We start from the raw sequence: 17433 nt of genomic DNA, 5'->3' as shown, positions 1-17433 counted from the left end.
ACGGCTTCGGATATCAATGAACCGTTACGAAGAAGACATGTCCGTGACACAACAGCTGGCCCCCCGGCTCGCCCAGTTCGTCGCGGTCGCCCGGCACGAGCACGTCACCCGCGCCGCCCACGAGCTGGGCGTACCGCAGTCCACCCTGTCCCGGGCCATGGTCCGCCTCGAACAGGACCTGGGCGTCTCGCTGTTCGCCCGCAAGGGCCGTACCGTCGCCCTCACCACGGCCGGCCGCACCTTCCTCGCCTCCGCCGAGCAGGCCCTCGACGGGATCGCCCGCGCCGCCGGATCCGTCCAGCACGACGCCGACCCGTCGTTCGGCAAGGTCGCGTTCGGCTTCCTGCACACCCTGGGCCCCGAGACCGTACCCGGCCTGATCCGCGCCTTCCGGGCCGACCACCCGCGCGTACGGTTCTCCCTCGTCCAGAACTACGGCGAGGCCATGCTGGAGAAGCTCCGCGCCGGGGAACTCGACCTCTGCCTGACCTCGCCGGTGCCCGACGCCCCCGACCTGGTGGCCCGCCGCCTCGACGAGCAGCGGCTGCGCCTGGTGGTGCCGGACGACCACCGCCTCGCGGTGCGCAAGCGGATCCGGCTGGCCGAGGCCGCGGAGGAAACCTTCGTCACCCTGGAGGCCGGCTACGGCCTGCGCCGGATCACCGACGACCTGTGCGCGGAGGCCGGGTTCACGCCTAGGGTCGCCTTCGAGGGCGAGGAGGCCGAGACCCTGCGCGGCCTGGTCGCGGCGGGCCTCGGGGTCGCCTTGCTGCCCCCGCCGGCGGTGCCCCGGCCGGGGGTGGTGGAGCTGACGGTGACGGCGCCGCGCGCGGTGCGCGAGATCGGCGTGGCCTGGCTGGACGGCCACCCGGACACCCCACCGGTGGCGGCGTTCAAGCGCTTCCTGCTGTCCCGGAGGGGCCGCCTGATCCCGGAACTGGAGGCCCAGGGCTAGCCACTGGCCGGCGTGCGCGGATCACGTACCCGGGCTGGAACCGGGGCTTGCCGCCGACGGCGCGCCTCATCTCCGCAATGGCCGCCGGCAGGTGCGTTCCGTCCGTGACCCGCCGGGCGGGGCCTCCCCCCCCCGGGGGCCGCGGTCCGGCCACGGTGAAGGCGTGCCGCTCGACGGCTCACGCGTACAGGCGCCGTGCCGCGGGGCTCAGGCGTGACCGGGTCCGGTCAGGCCGGCTTCGCGTAGTTGTCGAAGCCCGTCCAGTCCACGACCATGCACGGTTCGTCGCCCACCACCCATGCGTCGTGCCCGGGGGCGAGCTGCATGAAGTCCCCGGGGCCGTACTCGGTGCCCTCGCCGTCGTCCATCACGACCTGCATGCGGCCGCTGACGACGTACCCCGTGTGCGCCGACTGGCAGCTGTCCGTGCCCGCCAGCGGCTTGATGTGTTCCGACCACTTCCAGCCCGGCTCGAAGACCGCGCGCCCGACGGCGCCGCCGTCCGTCATGAGCACGTCCAGCCTGCCCTTGCCATCGGTGAACGGGCGCGTCTCGTCCGCGCTGTCAAAGCTCTTGCGCACCATCCCGGCCATGGCGGATCGCCTCCAGGAGAGAACCACCCCGAGTCCACTCCCCACTCTACGCTCAGCCCCGCAGGGACCGCCCGAAGCCGGAGGCCAGCGGCATCCGCAGGCCCAGCGGCGGGGGCGCCGACAGCGCGTCCACGACCGGGCGCGAGTACCGGCCGCAGAACACGGCGCCGAGTACGAAGTCCACCGCCAGCGCCACTACTTCCGACCGGTGCTCCCGCAGGCCGTGCCCGTCCGAGTGCACCTCGAACCGGCAGGTAGAACGATTCGCCTTCTTCGCCCGCGCCGCCAGCCGGAAAGAGGATTCCGGGTCGCTGCGCGCGTCGTTCGTGCCGTGCACGATCAGCACCTGCCGGCCCGCGAGCTGTTTCACCGGTTCAGGGGTGCCCGTGTCCTCGCCCTCCGGTAAGCAAGGGGCCAGCGCCACCACGGCGTTGACGGCCGCGTGCCCGGCCGCCCGCAGTGCCGCCCGGCCGCCCGCGCCGAAGCCGGCCAGGCACACCGGTACGTCCCCGTACAGCCGGACCACCTCGTCCGCCGCCCACCCGGCGGCCTCCTCCCGGGGCGCGGCCCCGTGCACCACGGTGTGCGCCACCAGCCCCTGCGCCCCGCCCGCCCGGACCAGCGCCCGCGCGAGCGGACGTACCGGACCGGAGGGGAATCTGGACGCTCCCGGAAGCAGGAGCACCACACCACTGACCGTCGAGACCGAGCCGTTCGCGCCGGCCGCCCGCCCCAGGCGGGCCCCGCGCGCCGGCGGCGCATGCTGTGCCATGGCGGAACAGTCTCAGACCGGCGGGTGTACGCGACCCGTCCGTACGGTCTCTGTTACATATCGACCCCGCCGCCGACGCGCTGCTCTACGCGCGTAGGAGTAGAGTGCCGGGATGACGAGCGAGACCCCCAACCTGCCCACCCCGGATCAGATCCGCCGCTCCCCGAAGGTGCTGCTGCACGACCACCTCGACGGTGGACTGCGCCCCGGCACCATCATCGAGCTGGCCGCCGAGGCCGGTTACGACAAGCTGCCCGAGACGGACGCCGACAAGCTGGGCGTCTGGTTCCGTGACGCCGCGGACTCCGGCTCCCTCCCGCGCTACCTGGAGACGTTCGCGCACACCTGCGCCGTCATGCAGACGAAGGAGGCCCTCTTCCGGGTCGCCGCCGAGTGCGCCGAGGACCTCGCCGAGGACGGCGTCGTGTACGCGGAGATCCGCTACGCCCCCGAGCAGCACCTCGAAGCCGGCCTGACCCTCGAAGAGGTAGTCGAGGCCGTGAACGACGGCTTCCGCGAGGGCGAGCGCCGCGCCAGGGCCAACGGCCACCGCATCCGCGTCGGCGCGCTGCTGACCGCCATGCGCCACGCGGCCCGCGCGCTGGAGATCGCCGAGCTGGCCAACCGCTACCGTGACAACGGCGTGGTCGGCTTCGACATCGCCGGTGCCGAGGCCGGGTTCCCCCCCACCCGCCACCTCGACGCCTTCGAGTACCTCAAGCGCGAGAACAACCACTTCACCATCCACGCGGGCGAGGCCTTCGGCCTCCCGTCGATCTGGCAGGCCCTGCAGTGGTGCGGCGCCGACCGCCTCGGCCACGGCGTGAAGATCATCGACGACATCGAGGTCGCCGAGGACGGCTCGGTCACGCTGGGCCGCCTGGCCTCGTACGTCCGGGACAAGCGCATCCCCCTGGAGATGTGCCCCACCTCGAACCTGCAGACCGGAGCGGCCGTCTCGTACGCCGAGCACCCGATCGGCCTGCTGCGCAAGCTCCACTTCCGGCTGACGGTCAACACCGACAACCGCCTGATGAGCGGCACCAGCATGAGCCGCGAGTTCGAGCACCTGGTCGACACCTTCGGCTACTCGCTCGACGACATGCAGTGGTTCACCGTCAATGCGATGAAGTCCGCGTTCATTCCTTTCGATGAACGACTGGCCATGATCAACGACGTGATCAAGCCGGGCTATGCGGAGCTGAAGTCCGAATGGCTGTTCCGGCAGACCGCTTCCACCAGCGGAACCGTCTCGGCCTAGGCCAAGGCCTGACCCACGGAAAGCGTCCGGGAATCGCAATTCCCGGACGCTTTCTCGTATTTAAGGATGTTTGCGGGACCGGGTTTGAAGTGGCTAGGTTGCGGAGCCGCTCAGTTTCCCCGTCGCAAGGACGATTTTTCATGAAGCAGTCTGCTGCCAAGTCCCTCGGTGTCGCTGTGATTGGTGCCGCCCTCGCCGCGGGCGCCGCCGGTACCGCCTCCGCCTCGGCGCTCCCCGCCGCCAGCCTGACGGACACCCTCGGCTCCCTCACCAGCGCCACCAGCTCCCTCACCGACCAGACGCAGCAGGCGGCCCAGGAGGGCGAGGCCACCGACGCCGCCGCCCCGGTCACCAGCCTGCTCGGCGGCCTGCCCCCGCTGCCCGGCGGCATCGGCGGCTGACCCAAGCGCCGGAAATCGCACGCACGCGCACGCGGCGCACGCCCCTTCGAAGAGGTGTGCGCCGCGTTGCGCGGTGTGCCACGATCACCACCAACTGCCCGCCGACGCAATGGGTATGAGGTTCGGTCATGCGCATCACGGCACGATTCACGGCACCCGCGACGAGGTTCGCGCTGCTCCCCGCCCTGCTCCTCGGAGCGGCCGCGTGCGGCAGCGGTACGGAGGCCCCCGCGCCCGGGAAGACCCCCGACCCCAAGGGCTCCGCGGCCGTCCGCCCCTCGGGCGCGCCCGGCGCGCCGCCGGCCCCCGCCGCGCCCAAGGCCAAGGACGCGAGCCTGGAGCGGGCCGCCCTCGTCCAGGGCGACCTGGCCGGCTACCAGATCTCCGCGCAGGGCAAGAACCCGAACGCCCCCGACGGCCAGCCGCACGCCGACAAGAAGACCTGCCAGCCGCTCGCCGACATCATGGGCGACAAGCCCGATCCGGCGGCCCGCGAGACCGTCAACCGAGGCATCGGCTCCCAGAAGCAGGTCGGCCTCGCGGTCTCGGCCTCCGTCAGCTCCTACGGGGAGAGCGAGGCCAAGCGGGTCGTGTCCCGGCTGCGCGAGGCCGTCGCGGCCTGCGGTACGGGCTTCACCGCCACCGTCGAGAAGCAGACCGGCCGCTACCGGGACGTGAAGGCCGTCCCGTACAGGACGGGGGGCGACGAGACGGTCAGCTGGACCACCACCGCCGCCGCCGAGGGCGTCTCGGCGTCGGTCCACCTGGTCGTCGTGCGCGAGGGGGACCGGGTCGTACGGCTGATGGCCCTGAACGTGGCCGCCGCGGACCAGAGGGCGCTGGTCCCGCAGGAAGTGGCCGACAAGCAGCTCGAGAAGGTCCGGAAGGCCGGCTGAGTCCCGCCGGAGCGCCGGTCGGGCCCCGATGTCCCGGGGGCAGCCCTTGGCGGGGGACTACCAGGCGGTCCGCGCCGTGCCCGCGCCGGCCTTCTCGTTCGGCAGCAGCAGCCACAGCGCGAGGTAGATGAGGACCTGCGGTCCGGGCAGCAGGCACGAGGCCACGAAGATGATCCGCATCGTGCGGGTCTTGATACCGAAACGCCGTGCGAGCCCGGCGCAGACGCCGCCGATCATCCGTCCGTCACGGGGGCGGGTAATCGCGCTCATTTTCTTCTCCTTCGTAGGGATCGCGCTCCGGGATCTTCCCTTCCGCGATGCCTCAATACTCGCGCGGTACCGCCGAAAGGACCTCGGTCCAGGGTCCGATGCCGACCCTGGAAATTCTCGGGGTGGGTCCCTGAGACGCGTGGGCGCGGCGCAGCCGGGCGCGCAGCACCGGTACGACGGCAAGGTGGACGATCACCACTCCGGCGGTGTTCAGCAACAGCGCGTCCACGTCCAGCACCCGGCCCGGTACCGCGGTCTGGAGCATCTCGATGCCGAGTGAGATCAGTACGGCCGCGGCCGCCGTCCGTGCGAGCGAGGACCAGGCGGCCAGCGGCCCGGGCGTCAGCCGCCCCCCGGCCAGCGGCAGCAGCACCCCCAGCGGGGCCAGCAGCGCCAGCCCCTCGCCGATCCGCCGGGCGGCCTCCAGCGGCCCGTGGGCGAGGTCCGCCCTGATCCCGTCCAGCGGGGTCAGGTTCGCGGCGGCCGCCCAGGGGACGTCCAGGGGGCTCAGGGTCAGCCATCCGACGACCAGCAGGTGCGCGGCCAGCAGGGCCCCGCTCAGGAGCCGGGACCGGACCGGGAGCTGTGTGGCGGTGGCGGCGCTGCCGCTGCCCTCATGACGGTGCACACCTGCGAGGACGCACCCCCCGGCGGCACCGGTTCCGGTAGCCGCGGCCGTTACACGGCGGTTACGGCAGCCCGGCGGACGGGCGGGCGGCCGGGCAGCGGGGCCGCTCGGCGGGCGGTTCGCTCAACGGGCGGCCGGCCCGGCGTACGGCCCGCTCAGCCCGTGGCCAGGAGCACGGCCAGCAGTACGGCGCCGGCCACGGCGGGCGCGATGATCTCGTACGCCCAGCGCACGGTGACGCCGCCCTGCGCGCCGGGCCGGCCCGCCCCGCGCTCGGCGAGCTCGCGCAGCTCGTCCACGGCCCGGTCGGCGGAGGCCCGCTGCGGCGCGGCCGGCTCGGCCCCCTGGTCCTGGGCCGTCATCCCCTTGCCGGTCAGCGCGTCCCGGCGGCTGAACTGCCGGCCGGCCTTCTTGCGCTCGCGCAGCGACACCGGCACCGACCACAGCTGGTACTTCGAGCCCTGCGCCAGCACCTCCGCCGAGTACCCGGCGCGGACCGCGTCGACGGCGGCCCAGGGCAGCTCGATGATCCGGAAGGGGTTGCGGATCCGCATCCGGTCGTCGTTGGCGAAGACGGCCGGGCGCAGGGTGAACGCCACGATCAGCGGGACGGTGAGCAGGGCGACGGCGATGCCGGTCCACCGCGCGCTCCCCCCGCCCCGTACGGCGGCGTCCCCGCAGAGCCACGCGACGAGCGCGAGCAGCAGCACCCCGGTGACGACGGCCATGGGGGAGCGGTAGACGCGGTCGGCGTAGACCGGCTCGTGGGGGGAGGGCGTAGTCATGCCGCCGATTGTGCCGCATGGGTCCGCCGGAGGTGCGGGCGCGCGGCCCCGGGGCTCCGATGGCGGATGTCACGCCCATATGTGCACCGAGGGGGGTGACAGGCGCTACGCGCGTAGATATGCTCATCTGGTGACCATGCCCACCACCCTCTCCGCATTCGCTGACGTGACGGCGTCCGACAGCGCGCTGCGCCGCTTCCTGCACGGGCTGCCCGGCGTAGACGCAGTCGGCCTGGAGGCCCGCGCGGCCTCGCTCGGCACCCGCTCGATCAAGACGACGGCCAAGGCGTACGCCATCGACCTGGCCATCTCGATGATCGACCTGACGACGCTCGAGGGTGCGGACACCCCGGGCAAGGTCCGGGCGCTCTCCGCCAAGGCCGTCCACCCCGACCCGACCGACCGCGGCACGCCCATGACCGCCGCGGTCTGCGTCTACCCCGACATGGTGGCCACCGCCAAGGCGGCGCTGAACGGCGCCGACGTCAAGGTCGCCTCCGTCGCCACCGCCTTCCCGGCCGGGCGCGCCGCCCTGCCGGTCAAGCTGGCCGACACCCGTGACGCCGTCGCCGCCGGCGCCGACGAGATCGACATGGTCATCGACCGTGGCGCCTTCCTCGCCGGCCGCTACCTGGAGACGTACGAGCTGATCAGGGCCGTCAAGGAGGCCTGCGTCCGCCCCGACGGGACCGCCGCCCGCCTCAAGGTCATCTTCGAGACCGGCGAGCTGTCGACGTACGACAACATCCGCCGCGCCTCCTGGATCGGCATGCTCGCGGGCGCCGACTTCATCAAGACCTCCACCGGCAAGGTCGGCGTCAACGCCACCCCCGCCAACACCCTGCTCATGCTCGAAGCCGTACGCGACTTCAGGGCGCAGACTGGAATCCAGATCGGTGTGAAGCCGGCCGGCGGCATCCGCACCACCAAGGACGCCATCAAGTTCCTGGTCCTCGTCAACGAGACCGCGGGCGAGGACTGGCTGACCAACGAGTGGTTCCGGTTCGGCGCCTCCAGCCTGCTGAACGACCTGCTCATGCAGCGCCAGAAGCTGAGCACCGGGCGTTACTCCGGTCCCGACTACGTGACGGTGGACTGATCACCATGGCATCCCTCTTCGAGTACGCACCGGCCCCCGAGTCCCGCTCGGTCGTCGACATCGCCCCCTCCTACGGGCTCTTCATCGACGGCGAGTTCACCGACGCCGCCGACGGCAAGGTCTTCAAGACCGTCAGCCCCTCCAGCGAGGAGGTGCTGGCCGAGGTCGCCCAGGCCGGTGCCGCCGACGTCGACCGCGCCGTGAAGGCCGCCCGCCGCGCCTTCGAGAAGTGGTCCGCGCTGCCCGGCTCCGAGCGCGCCAAGTACCTCTTCCGCATCGCCCGGATCATCCAGGAACGCAGCCGCGAGCTGGCCGTCCTGGAGACCCTGGACAACGGCAAGCCGATCAAGGAGACCCGCGACGCGGACCTCCCGCTGGTCGCCGCGCACTTCTTCTACTACGCGGGCTGGGCCGACAAGCTCGACCACGCCGGCTACGGCGCGAACCCGCGCCCGCTCGGTGTGGCCGGCCAGGTCATCCCGTGGAACTTCCCGCTGCTGATGCTCGCGTGGAAGATCGCCCCGGCGCTCGCCACCGGCAACACCGTCGTCCTGAAGCCCGCCGAGACCACGCCCCTGTCCGCCCTGTTCTTCGCGGACATCTGCCGCCAGGCCGGCCTGCCCAAGGGCGTCGTCAACATCATCCCCGGCTACGGGGACGCGGGCGCCGAGCTCGTCGCGCACCCGGACGTCAACAAGGTCGCCTTCACCGGCTCCACCGCGGTCGGCAAGGCCATCGCCCGCCAGGTCGCCGGCACCGACAAGAAGGTCACCCTGGAACTGGGCGGCAAGGGCGCCAACATCGTCTTCGACGACGCCCCCATCGACCAGGCCGTCGAGGGCATCGTCACCGGCATCTTCTTCAACCAGGGCCAGGTCTGCTGCGCGGGCTCGCGCCTGCTGGTGCAGGAGTCGATCCACGACGAGCTGCTCGACTCCCTCAAGCGCCGCCTGTCCACGCTGCGCCTGGGCGACCCGCTCGACAAGAACACCGACATCGGCGCGATCAACTCCGCCGAGCAGCTCGCCCGGATCACCGCGCTCGCGGAGACCGGCGAGGCCGAGGGCGCCGAGCGCTGGTCCCCGGCCTGCGAGCTGCCGTCCGCCGGCTACTGGTTCGCCCCGACGCTCTTCACGAACGTCACCCAGGCGCACACCGTCGCCCGCGACGAGATCTTCGGGCCGGTCCTGTCCGTGCTGACGTTCCGCACCCCGGACGAGGCCGTCGCCAAGGCCAACAACAGCCAGTACGGCCTGTCCGCCGGTATCTGGACGGAGAAGGGCTCCCGCATCCTCGCGGTCGCCAACAAGCTCCGCGCGGGTGTGGTGTGGGCCAACACGTTCAACAAGTTCGACCCGACCTCGCCCTTCGGCGGCTACAAGGAGTCGGGCTTCGGCCGCGAGGGCGGTCGCCACGGCCTGGAGGGCTACCTCGCCCCGTCGACCCCGAAGGGGGAGCGCTGATGAGTGCCGTTGAGACGACCACGCGTCTGAACGTCTTCAAGACCTACAAGCTGTACGTCGGGGGCAAGTTCCCCCGCTCCGAGAGCGGCCGGGTGTACGAAGTGACGGACTCGAAGGGCAAGTGGCTGGCCAACGCCCCCCTGTCCTCCCGCAAGGACGCCCGTGACGCGGTCGTCGCGGCCCGCAAGGCCTTCGGGGGCTGGGCCGGCGCCACCGCCTACAACCGCGGCCAGATCCTCTACCGCGTCGCCGAGATGCTGGAGGGCCGCCGCGAGCAGTTCGTCCGGGAGGTCGGCGACGCCGAGGGACTGTCCAAGTCCAAGGCCGCCGCCGTCGTGGACGCGGCGATCGACCGCTGGGTCTGGTACGCGGGCTGGACCGACAAGATCGGCCAGATCGTGGGCGGGGCCAACCCCGTCGCGGGCCCGTTCTTCAACCTGTCCACCCCGGAGCCGACCGGTGTCGTCACCGTCGTCGCCCCGCAGGAGTCGTCCTTCCTCGGGCTCGTCTCGGTGATCGCCCCGGTCATCGCGACCGGCAACACGGCGGTCGTCATCGCGAGCGAGGGGGCCCCGCTCCCCGCGCTCTCCCTGGGCGAGGTGCTGGCCACCTCCGACCTGCCCGGCGGCGTGGTGAACATCCTCTCCGGCAAGGCGGCCGAGATGGGCCCCCACCTGGCGGCCCACCAGGACGTCAACGCCATCGACCTGGCGGGCGCCGACGAGGCCCTCGCCAAGGAGCTGGAGATCGCGGCGGCGGACAACCTCAAGCGCGTCCTGCGTCCACAGCCTGTGGACGACTGGACCGCCGACCCGGGCACCCACCGCATGACGGCCTTCCTGGAGACCAAGACGGTCTGGCACCCGACGGGCTCGCTGGGCTCGGGCGGTTCCTCGTACTAGAACGGCCCGCGTGAGACCGGCCCTGGCGGCGACCCCCGTGCCGCCAGGGCCTTCGCGCGCCCGCTACTTCGGCAGGACCGGCCCGAGCAGCGAGGTCACCGCCGCCGTCGGCAGCTCCTTGACCGACGGGCCCTGCGTCAGGATCCCCGTGACCATCGTGGTCCCCACCGCCGGGAAGTCCGCGACCTTCGTCGCCACCCCGTTGTCGAGGGGGTCCACCCCGGTCCTGGCGAGCGGATTCACCTTGAGGTTCCCGATCGGGTCGGCGACCCCCGCCACCGCCGCCTGGAGGTCGTTCTCCGCGGACTGGAGGCGGTTCTCGGCCGCCTGGGCCCCGCCGGCCGCCATCGCCAGGGCCGCCCCGGCCATGGACAGGCTCAGGCCGGCTGCGCGGAGCCGCTGGGAAGACGGTTCGGATGCTGCGTGACGTGCCATGGGTTCCCGCCTGTGGTCGTAATCGCGTGCGCACACACAGTAGTGGAGGCGGGATCCCGGATTCCAACCGCGCGTGTGAGGCCCGTCGCAGGAGACGTCACCGGTGCCCCGATCTCCGGGGTCATGCCTCACACTGGTCTCCCGTGAGCCGTTCATCTTCCCTTCCCACGCGCGTCGTCCTGCTGACGGGCCCCTCGGGCTCCGGCAAGTCCAGGCTCGCGGCCCGCTCGGGCCTCCCCGTCCTGCGTCTGGACGACTTCTACAAGGAAGCGGCGGACCCGACCCTCCCGCTGGTCGAGGGCAGCTCCGACATCGACTGGGACTCCCCGCTGTCCTGGGACGCGGAGACCGCCGTCGCCGCCATCGCGGAACTCTGCGCCACGGGCCGTACGGACGTCCCCGTCTACTCCATCGCCACGTCCTCCCGGACCGGCACGGAGACCCTCGACATCGACCGCACCCCGCTGTTCATCGCGGAGGGGATCTTCGCCGCCGACATCGCGGCCCGCTGCCGGGAACTGGGCCTGCTCGCCGACGCCATCTGCCTGCGCGGCCGGCCCTCGACCACCTTCCGCCGCCGCCTCGCGCGCGACCTGCGCGAAGGCCGCAAGTCCCTGCCGTTCCTGCTGCGCCGCGGCTACCGCCTGATGCGCGCCGAACGCGGCATCGTCGCCCGGCACGTGGCCCTCGGCGCCCACGCCTGCGGCCGCGACGAGGCCCTCGGCCGGCTCACCGCGGCCGCCGCGGGCCGCCACCGCACCCCCACCGCCCTCTGACACCCCTCTGACACGCGCGGAAAACCCGCCGAAAAGCGAAAAGGCGGGATCACGCGGACCCCCGGCCGCTTGATCCCGCCTCTTCTCCCCCTGCGGCCCCCGCCCCACCCCCGTAGGACGGGCCCCCCGGCCCCATGGTCCTTGGTTACGCGACGAGCTCCCCGAAGGACTCCGCCTCGTCACGTCCGAAGCTCAGCACCTCGTCCTCGCGCAGCCGGCGCAGCGAGCGCCAGATGCTCGACTTCACGGTGCCGACGCTGATGCCCAGGATCTCCGCGATCTCCGGGTCCGTGCGGCCCTCGTAGTAGCGCAGCACCAGCATCGTGCGCTGCGGCTCCGGAATGCGGGCCAGCGCCTGCCACAGCACCGCGCGCAGCTCCGTACCCCGCATGGCGTCCGCGTCGGAGGCCGTCTCCGGCAGCTCCTCGGTCGGGTACTCGTTCAGCTTCCGCCGGCGCCAGGCGCTGATGTGCAGGTTCGTCATCGTGCGGCGCAGGTACCCGCCGACCGCCGCCTTGTCGCTGATCCGGTCCCAGGCGCGGTACGTGGAGAACAGCGCGCTCTGCAACAGGTCCTCGGCCTCGTGGCGGTCGCCGGTGAGGTGGAAGGCCGTCGCGTACAGCGCCGCCCGCCGCTCCTGGACGTACGCGGTGAACTCCGCCTCCGACGTGGAGGACGGCGTGCTGCGCTGCGCGGGAACCGCCTGGTACTGCTTCGCGTCAATGGCTGTGACGTGCGCCGGCCGCTGACGGGCGACCGTCACCGTACGGACACCCGCCCGGCGGTTCACATCGTGCAGCCGCGTGACGACCGCGCCGGTCGTGGTGCTGTGCAGCGTGTTCATCTCGCGCCCCCCGTCGTGGAGTCTGCTTCGGTCCGTCGTGTCGATGAGAAAAGACTGCCCGCCGGGTATAACCAGGGTGTCCGCCGACTGTCACAGGCCTGTCACAGCCACCGGTGCGCGGGCGAGTGGCGCGATTGCACCCCTCCGGACGGTCGAACTGCGGACGGCCGATGGGACAGAATGAGCCCGTGCCTTTCCTGTTGCTGATCGAGGACGACGACGCCATCCGCACGGCCCTCGAACTCTCCCTGTCACGCCAGGGCCACCGAGTGGCCACCGCGGCGACGGGCGAGGACGGCCTGAAACTGCTGCGAGAGCAGCGGCCGGACCTGATCGTGCTGGACGTGATGCTGCCCGGGATCGACGGCTTCGAGGTGTGCCGGCGGATCCGCCGCACCGACCAGCTGCCGATCATCCTGCTCACCGCGCGCAGTGACGACATCGATGTCGTCGTGGGCCTGGAGTCCGGAGCCGACGACTACGTGGTCAAGCCCGTCCAGGGCCGCGTGCTCGACGCCCGCATCCGAGCCGTGCTGCGCCGGGGCGAGCGCGAGGCCAGTGACTCCGCCGTCTTCGGGTCCCTGGTCATCGACCGGGCCGCCATGACGGTCACGAAGAACGGCGAGGACCTCCAGCTGACCCCGACCGAACTGCGGCTGCTGCTGGAGCTGAGCCGCCGGCCCGGCCAGGCGCTCTCCCGCCAGCAGCTGCTGCGGCTGGTGTGGGAGCACGACTACCTCGGCGACTCGCGGCTCGTCGACGCCTGCGTGCAGCGGCTGCGCGCCAAGGTCGAGGAAGTGCCCTCCTCGCCCACGCTGATCCGTACCGTCCGGGGTGTCGGCTACCGGCTGGACTCCCCGCAGTGATCAAGGCCCTGTTCGCGGGCCGGCGCTGGACGAGCCTGCGGCTGCGCCTGCTGGTGGTGTTCGCGCTGGTCGCGCTGACGGCCGCGGTGTCCGCGTCCGGCATCGCGTACTGGCTCAACCGCGAGGCGGTGCTCACCCGTACCCAGGACGCGGCCCTCGGAGACTTCCGCCAGGAGATGCAGAACCGGGCCGCGGCACTGCCCGCCGACCCGACGCCCGAGGAGATACAGCACACCGCCGAGCTGATGGCGGGGAGCAGCCCCGGGTACAGCGTGCTGCTCGTCCACGAACGCAAGGACGGGCGCAAGGTGATCGGCGCCGCGGGCGCGGTCCCCTTCGGGCTGGGCGACGTACCGGCGTCCCTCCAGCACGCCGTCAACGACCGGCAGAAGACCACCGCCGCCAACGACTCCGAGTACCACATGTACTGGCAGCGGACGAAGCCGCAGGGCAACCCGTACCTGGTCGGCGGCACGCGGATCGTGGGCGGCGGGCCCACCGGCTACATGTACAAGTCGCTCGCCACGGAACGGGACGACCTCAACGCGCTGGGCTGGTCGCTGACCATCGCGACCGGACTGGCGCTGCTCGGCTCCGCGCTGCTCGCGCAGGGCGCGGCACGGACCGTCCTGAAGCCCGTACAGCGGCTCGGGGACGCGGCCCGGCGGCTCGGCGAGGGCGAGCTGGACCACCGGCTCGACGTCTCGGGGACCGACGAACTCGCGGACCTGTCACGGACGTTCAACCGGACGGCGGAGGCGCTGGAGAAGAAGGTCGCCGACATGAGCGCCCGCGAGGAGGCGAGCCGGCGGTTCGTGGCGGACATGTCGCACGAACTGCGCACGCCGCTCACCGCGCTGACGGCGGTCGCCGAGGTGCTGGAGGAGGAGGTCGAGTACCTCGACCCGATGATCGCCCCGGCGGTCGGGCTCGTCGTCAGCGAGACGCGGCGGCTGAACGACCTCGTGGAGAACCTGATGGAGGTCACCCGCTTCGACGCGGGCACGGCCCGGCTGGTACTGGACGACGTGAACGTCGCCGACCAGGTCACGGCGTGCATCGACGCGCGGGCCTGGCTGGACGCCGTCGAACTCGACGCCGGACGCGGGATCGTGGCCCGGCTGGACCCGCGCCGGCTGGACGTCATCCTGGCCAACCTCATCGGCAACGCGCTCAAGCACGGCGGCTCGCCGGTACGGGTGTCGGTGCGGGTGGAGGGGGAGTGGCTGGTCATCGCGGTCAAGGACAACGGGCCGGGCATCCCCGAGGAAGTGCTGCCGCACGTCTTCGACCGCTTCTACAAGGCGAGCGCGTCCCGGCCCAAGTCGGACGGCAGCGGGCTCGGCCTGTCGATCGCGATGGAGAACGCGCACATCCACGGCGGTGACATCACGGCCGAGAACGGACCGGAGGGCGGAGCGGTGTTCACGCTGCGGCTGCCGGTGGACGTGGGGAAGGTGATCGCCGGTGGCGGCGTGGAGGCGTAGGGCCGCGACGCTGGCCGTGGGAGTGCTCGCCCTGTCCGGGTGCGGCATCCGGGCCACGACGGTCCCCGTCGACGTGGGCCCGGCACCGTCCCGGGTGTCCTGCGAGACGGCCGGACAGCCGGCGGGGGCCGGCGGGGTACAGGGCTTCCGCGCCACGGTGGAGCTGGTGTGCGGATCGCAGCTGGTCGGCGTGGAGCGGGTGGTCCCCGTACCCGAGAAGCGGGCCTCGCGGGATCCCCTGGTGCTGGTCGCGCAGGCACTGCTGGAGGAACTGGAACGCAGACCGTCCGGGGAGGAACGGGACGGGGGCTTCACCACCAGCGTCCCCGACGGCCTGTCGGCGGCCCCCGCGCGGGCGGGCGACCCGGCCGGGACGCTGCGGCTGAGCCGCAAGCCGGAGGACCTCCCGCCGGTGGCGCTGGCGCAGATCGTCTGCACCCTGTCGGCGAGCGACGCCCTCTCGGCGGGCCCGGGCCCGGTGGTCCTGGGCGGCCCGGACGCGGACCCGCCGCGCGCGTGGGAGTGCACGGACGCGGTCCGCTCGAGGCCGGAGTCCGTCCCGACCCTGGGCGACCTGGCGTCGCCTTCGCCTTCGGCTTCGGCGTCGGCGTCGTAGGCGCGGGGGCGTACGGGGCCTGCGGCGCGGGCCGGCTATTTCCCCCTCGAGGGGTGGGGCCGGGCGGCGGCTGCCCACCCGCCCCCGCCTGCGGGTCCGGGGGCAGGTGAGCGGGGTGCCGGCGGGGCCGCCTCACAGCCGGTTCGGGGGGTTCCCGTCAGTCCCAGCGTCCTTCCGTGTCGTGCCGGTCCCTCAAGAGCGCTCCTTCGTCGCGTCGCTGCGCGATGTCGCTTCGCTCCACTCTTGACCGACCGTCCCGCCCCGGAAAGACAAGGACTGCCGGGAACCCCCCAAAAGAACGGTCACGGGTCCAAGGGGAAGGGACGGGTCCCTCAGCGATGAGGCGAGGGGCCGGGCGCCGGCCCGCCGGGCATCCGGGCCGATGTGAGCCCCCTGCAGAGCACCCAGGCGCATCGGATCGCTACGCCCTTCTCGGATCTCGGCGTCTGGCCGCCGTCTGGGGTTGCTGCCTGCACGAAATGACGACCAGAGCAGCGCGGGAACCGGTCAGGCGCGTGAGACCGGTCGGCGGACGGCAGCCGATCACTCCGGTGGCTGGCTGGACCTCTTCAGCGTCACCTTGCTCGTGGACCGGTCCACCAGTCGCAGTTTCCCGGGGGCCGGTGTTCACGTCGAAGTCCTTGCCGAGGCCGACCCGCCTCTCGTGACATCGGTTTGACACCCTGGAGGGTTCACTCCATTGGAGTGACGTGCAGGCGACGCCCGAAGGTCGAGGCACGTCACGGCGCCTGGCGGCCGTCATCGGACGACTGGGCCGTTGCCGGCTCGCCAGTCGTTGAGGCGCTTGCGGATACTGGGGACCATGGGGAGGTTGTCGGTCTCGTGGGGTGCGAACCAGGCGACTTCGAAGGATTCGTCCGAGGTGCGGAGCGTGCCGCCGGTCGGGCGGGCGAGGAGGCAGATGGAGAATTCCTGGCGCACTTCGCCGTCGTCGTAGGCGAAGACATGGCCAGGGTTGGTGTAGGTGCCGACGATGCCGGTGATCTCGACGGTGATCCCGGTCTCCTCGTAGGTTTCCCGGATCGCGCAGTCGCCGATGGACTCGCCGAGATCCATCCGGCCGCCCGGCAGGGCCCACATTCCATTGTCGGTCCGGCGCTGCAGCAGCACTCGGCCGTCGTCGTCCACCACGACGGCGGAAGCGGCAGGCACGAGGCTGTTCGCCGGCGGGGCGCTCGGATCGTCTTCGTAGTCACGCCTGGGCATTGCCCTCCCAGATGTCGCGGCCTCGGTTCCACAGTTCCTCGGTGTGCGCCGCGAACCGGTCGAACATGCCGTCCGCCTGACGGCGTCGTAGGTGCATCATCGGCGAATCGTGGCCGACGTGGCGAGCCAGGATGGGTGTCACGATCATCTCGTCATCGAACCTGAACACCGACAGGTTGACGTGGCCCGTCTCGAATCGACCCTCGATGCCGTTGACATCGCTGAGTTTGGCCAGCTCGTTCAAGGTCACGGCGATCCGGGTCGAAAGTGTCAGGGGTACGTCTTCCTCTGCTTCACGGGCTGTGGTGACGGGGCTGTCGGGATCTCCGACGAGGAATCGGACGCGACAGCCGCTCAAGGCCTTGCGGCGCAGGGCGTGGGCAAGGTTGGCCTGCTCCAGCCACAGGAAGTAGTTGGTGTAACCGGCGAATAGCAGGTCGTGCTGCGCCTTCGTTACCAGCGAGCGCCACAGGCTCGAAGGAGCAGCGGATCTGTAGGGAAAGACCTGGACTATCTCCTTGTCGGGGCCGCTGCTGAGAGCCGACCGGACGGCGTTGGGCCACAAGGCCGTTTCCTCCTCGCCTAATGCCTCGCAGGCTGTCCACCGGTGGCGGGCGTGGGGGACGCGGTTCGGCTCTGTGATCCACCGTCCGACCGTCTTCGCGTCCACCCCGCAAGCTTCTGCGAGCTGCTTTTCCGTCATCTTGGCATTCGCCATCGCGCGGCGCAGTGCGTGATTCAAATGTCTCTCCACAGCCGTCCGGAACGGAACAGACGGTAGCGGCAAAGCGTCCTAAACGTCCCGCAAACGGAGTGGTAACGCCCCCACGTGGGAACCACGATCGGTTCGACGTCGCCGAACCGGAGGTCCCATGAAGAGTCTCAATGCTCACGATGCCCTGGATGTCCCCTGGCCAAGGCCGGTGGCCTTGGCTGAGCCCAGCGAGGGGCTCCTCGACCGTGCTCGGGTTGGCTGGGAGCGCTTCCTCGTCACTTTTGAGGAGGCATCCGATGAGTGAGCAGTACGAGTACGTCCCCCACAAGCTCCTTCGCCGCCGAGTGCGCGACATCGCCTCCGGTACCGAGGGGGTGCTGATGGCGGTGGTCAACGAGAACGTTTCCGCCACCGGCATCGAGCGCTGGATGGAGCTGGCCTA

General features: G+C 71.6%; 20 protein-coding genes. 11 read left to right on the top strand and 9 right to left on the bottom strand.

The genetic code is table 11. From position 1 onward, the window contains the following. Positions 1 to 16: 16 nt before the first annotated feature. Positions 17 to 955 carry a LysR family transcriptional regulator gene (locus ACZ4WZ_RS31015; RefSeq protein WP_467895937.1) on the top strand — a complete coding sequence of 313 codons (939 nt, stop codon included), beginning with the start codon at positions 17 to 19 and terminating at the stop codon, positions 953 to 955. Between the two features lie 227 nt (positions 956 to 1182). Here ACZ4WZ_RS31015 and ACZ4WZ_RS31010 read toward each other — a convergent pair whose 3' ends face one another. Then, on the bottom strand, positions 1183 to 1548 hold the full coding sequence (locus ACZ4WZ_RS31010; RefSeq protein ID WP_467895934.1) for a cupin domain-containing protein: 366 nt from the start codon (positions 1546 to 1548) through the stop codon (positions 1183 to 1185). Positions 1549 to 1600: 52 nt separating this feature from the next. Further along, entirely contained in the window at positions 1601 to 2320 is a 720-nt protein-coding gene (locus ACZ4WZ_RS31005; protein ID WP_467895931.1) for an alpha/beta hydrolase, read from the bottom strand. A gap of 112 nt (positions 2321 to 2432) precedes the next feature. Between ACZ4WZ_RS31005 and ACZ4WZ_RS31000 the strand changes: the two genes are divergently transcribed. The 3 genes from ACZ4WZ_RS31000 (at position 2433) to ACZ4WZ_RS30990 (ending at position 4878) form a co-directional block, all read left to right on the top strand. Then, positions 2433 to 3581 (top strand): adenosine deaminase, encoded by a 1149-nt coding sequence (locus ACZ4WZ_RS31000; RefSeq protein WP_467895929.1) that lies wholly within the window; start codon positions 2433 to 2435, stop codon positions 3579 to 3581. 140 nt (positions 3582 to 3721) lie between these two features. Beyond that, entirely contained in the window at positions 3722 to 3982 is a 261-nt protein-coding gene (locus tag ACZ4WZ_RS30995) for a hypothetical protein (protein WP_388934510.1), read from the top strand. Positions 3983 to 4110: 128 nt separating this feature from the next. Next, on the top strand, positions 4111 to 4878 hold the full coding sequence (locus ACZ4WZ_RS30990; RefSeq protein WP_467895926.1) for a hypothetical protein: 768 nt from the start codon (positions 4111 to 4113) through the stop codon (positions 4876 to 4878). Positions 4879 to 4935: 57 nt separating this feature from the next. Here ACZ4WZ_RS30990 and ACZ4WZ_RS30985 read toward each other — a convergent pair whose 3' ends face one another. The 3 genes from ACZ4WZ_RS30985 to ACZ4WZ_RS30975 form a co-directional block, all read right to left on the bottom strand. Continuing rightward, on the bottom strand, positions 4936 to 5148 hold the full coding sequence (locus ACZ4WZ_RS30985; RefSeq protein ID WP_388934506.1) for a PspC domain-containing protein: 213 nt from the start codon (positions 5146 to 5148) through the stop codon (positions 4936 to 4938). Between the two features lie 52 nt (positions 5149 to 5200). Further along, a complete protein-coding gene (locus ACZ4WZ_RS30980) occupies positions 5201 to 5776 on the bottom strand; it encodes a VanZ family protein (RefSeq protein ID WP_467895923.1) in 576 nt (191 codons plus the stop codon). Between the two features lie 155 nt (positions 5777 to 5931). Beyond that, positions 5932 to 6561 (bottom strand): PH domain-containing protein, encoded by a 630-nt coding sequence (locus tag ACZ4WZ_RS30975; RefSeq protein ID WP_467895920.1) that lies wholly within the window; start codon positions 6559 to 6561, stop codon positions 5932 to 5934. Positions 6562 to 6697: 136 nt separating this feature from the next. Here ACZ4WZ_RS30975 and deoC point away from each other — a divergent pair, with 136 nt between their 5' ends. Genes deoC through ACZ4WZ_RS30960 form a run of 3 tightly spaced genes read left to right on the top strand, consistent with a single transcriptional unit; the run spans position 6698 to position 10025 of the window. Continuing rightward, a complete protein-coding gene (gene deoC, locus ACZ4WZ_RS30970; RefSeq protein ID WP_388935003.1) occupies positions 6698 to 7660 on the top strand; it encodes a deoxyribose-phosphate aldolase in 963 nt (320 codons plus the stop codon). A gap of 5 nt (positions 7661 to 7665) precedes the next feature. After that, on the top strand, positions 7666 to 9123 hold the full coding sequence (locus ACZ4WZ_RS30965) for an aldehyde dehydrogenase family protein (RefSeq protein ID WP_467895917.1): 1458 nt from the start codon (positions 7666 to 7668) through the stop codon (positions 9121 to 9123). Continuing rightward, positions 9123 to 10025 (top strand): aldehyde dehydrogenase family protein, encoded by a 903-nt coding sequence (locus ACZ4WZ_RS30960; RefSeq protein WP_467895914.1) that lies wholly within the window; start codon positions 9123 to 9125, stop codon positions 10023 to 10025. The genes ACZ4WZ_RS30965 and ACZ4WZ_RS30960 overlap by 1 nt, the downstream gene beginning before the upstream one ends. A gap of 63 nt (positions 10026 to 10088) precedes the next feature. On the opposite strand, the gene ACZ4WZ_RS30955 is transcribed toward ACZ4WZ_RS30960, so the two are convergent. After that, positions 10089 to 10460 (bottom strand): hypothetical protein, encoded by a 372-nt coding sequence (locus ACZ4WZ_RS30955; protein WP_467895912.1) that lies wholly within the window; start codon positions 10458 to 10460, stop codon positions 10089 to 10091. A gap of 143 nt (positions 10461 to 10603) precedes the next feature. On the opposite strand from ACZ4WZ_RS30955, the gene ACZ4WZ_RS30950 reads away from it, so the two are divergent. Beyond that, positions 10604 to 11236 carry a uridine kinase family protein gene (locus ACZ4WZ_RS30950; RefSeq protein ID WP_467895909.1) on the top strand — a complete coding sequence of 211 codons (633 nt, stop codon included), beginning with the start codon at positions 10604 to 10606 and terminating at the stop codon, positions 11234 to 11236. 145 nt (positions 11237 to 11381) lie between these two features. Here the strand turns inward: ACZ4WZ_RS30950 and ACZ4WZ_RS30945 are convergent, their stop codons facing one another. Further along, positions 11382 to 12080, bottom strand: coding sequence for a SigE family RNA polymerase sigma factor (locus ACZ4WZ_RS30945; RefSeq protein ID WP_467895906.1), 699 nt, complete (start codon positions 12078 to 12080; stop codon positions 11382 to 11384). A 188-nt stretch (positions 12081 to 12268) separates the two neighbouring features. Here ACZ4WZ_RS30945 and afsQ1 point away from each other — a divergent pair, with 188 nt between their 5' ends. Genes afsQ1 through ACZ4WZ_RS30930 form a run of 3 tightly spaced genes read left to right on the top strand, consistent with a single transcriptional unit; the run spans position 12269 to position 15049 of the window. Next, positions 12269 to 12946 carry a two-component system response regulator AfsQ1 gene (afsQ1, locus tag ACZ4WZ_RS30940; RefSeq protein WP_180291024.1) on the top strand — a complete coding sequence of 226 codons (678 nt, stop codon included), beginning with the start codon at positions 12269 to 12271 and terminating at the stop codon, positions 12944 to 12946. Continuing rightward, on the top strand, positions 12943 to 14433 hold the full coding sequence (locus ACZ4WZ_RS30935; RefSeq protein ID WP_467895902.1) for a sensor histidine kinase: 1491 nt from the start codon (positions 12943 to 12945) through the stop codon (positions 14431 to 14433). The genes afsQ1 and ACZ4WZ_RS30935 overlap by 4 nt, the downstream gene beginning before the upstream one ends. Next, positions 14414 to 15049, top strand: a complete 636-nt coding sequence (locus ACZ4WZ_RS30930; RefSeq protein WP_467895899.1) for a hypothetical protein — start codon at positions 14414 to 14416, stop codon at positions 15047 to 15049. Before ACZ4WZ_RS30935 ends, ACZ4WZ_RS30930 begins: the two co-directional genes overlap by 20 nt. 759 nt (positions 15050 to 15808) lie before the next feature. On the opposite strand, the gene ACZ4WZ_RS30925 is transcribed toward ACZ4WZ_RS30930, so the two are convergent. Then, positions 15809 to 16276, bottom strand: a complete 468-nt coding sequence (locus ACZ4WZ_RS30925) for an NUDIX hydrolase (protein WP_467895896.1) — start codon at positions 16274 to 16276, stop codon at positions 15809 to 15811. Then, complete coding sequence (locus ACZ4WZ_RS30920; protein WP_467895893.1) at positions 16263 to 17018, bottom strand: XRE family transcriptional regulator; 756 nt, start codon at positions 17016 to 17018, stop codon at positions 16263 to 16265. The genes ACZ4WZ_RS30925 and ACZ4WZ_RS30920 overlap by 14 nt, the downstream gene beginning before the upstream one ends. Positions 17019 to 17433: the final 415 nt, after the last annotated feature.

It is taken from the genome of Streptomyces sp. NPDC029122, assembly GCF_055569445.1.
This window is presented reverse-complemented; position numbering and strand designations above follow the sequence as displayed.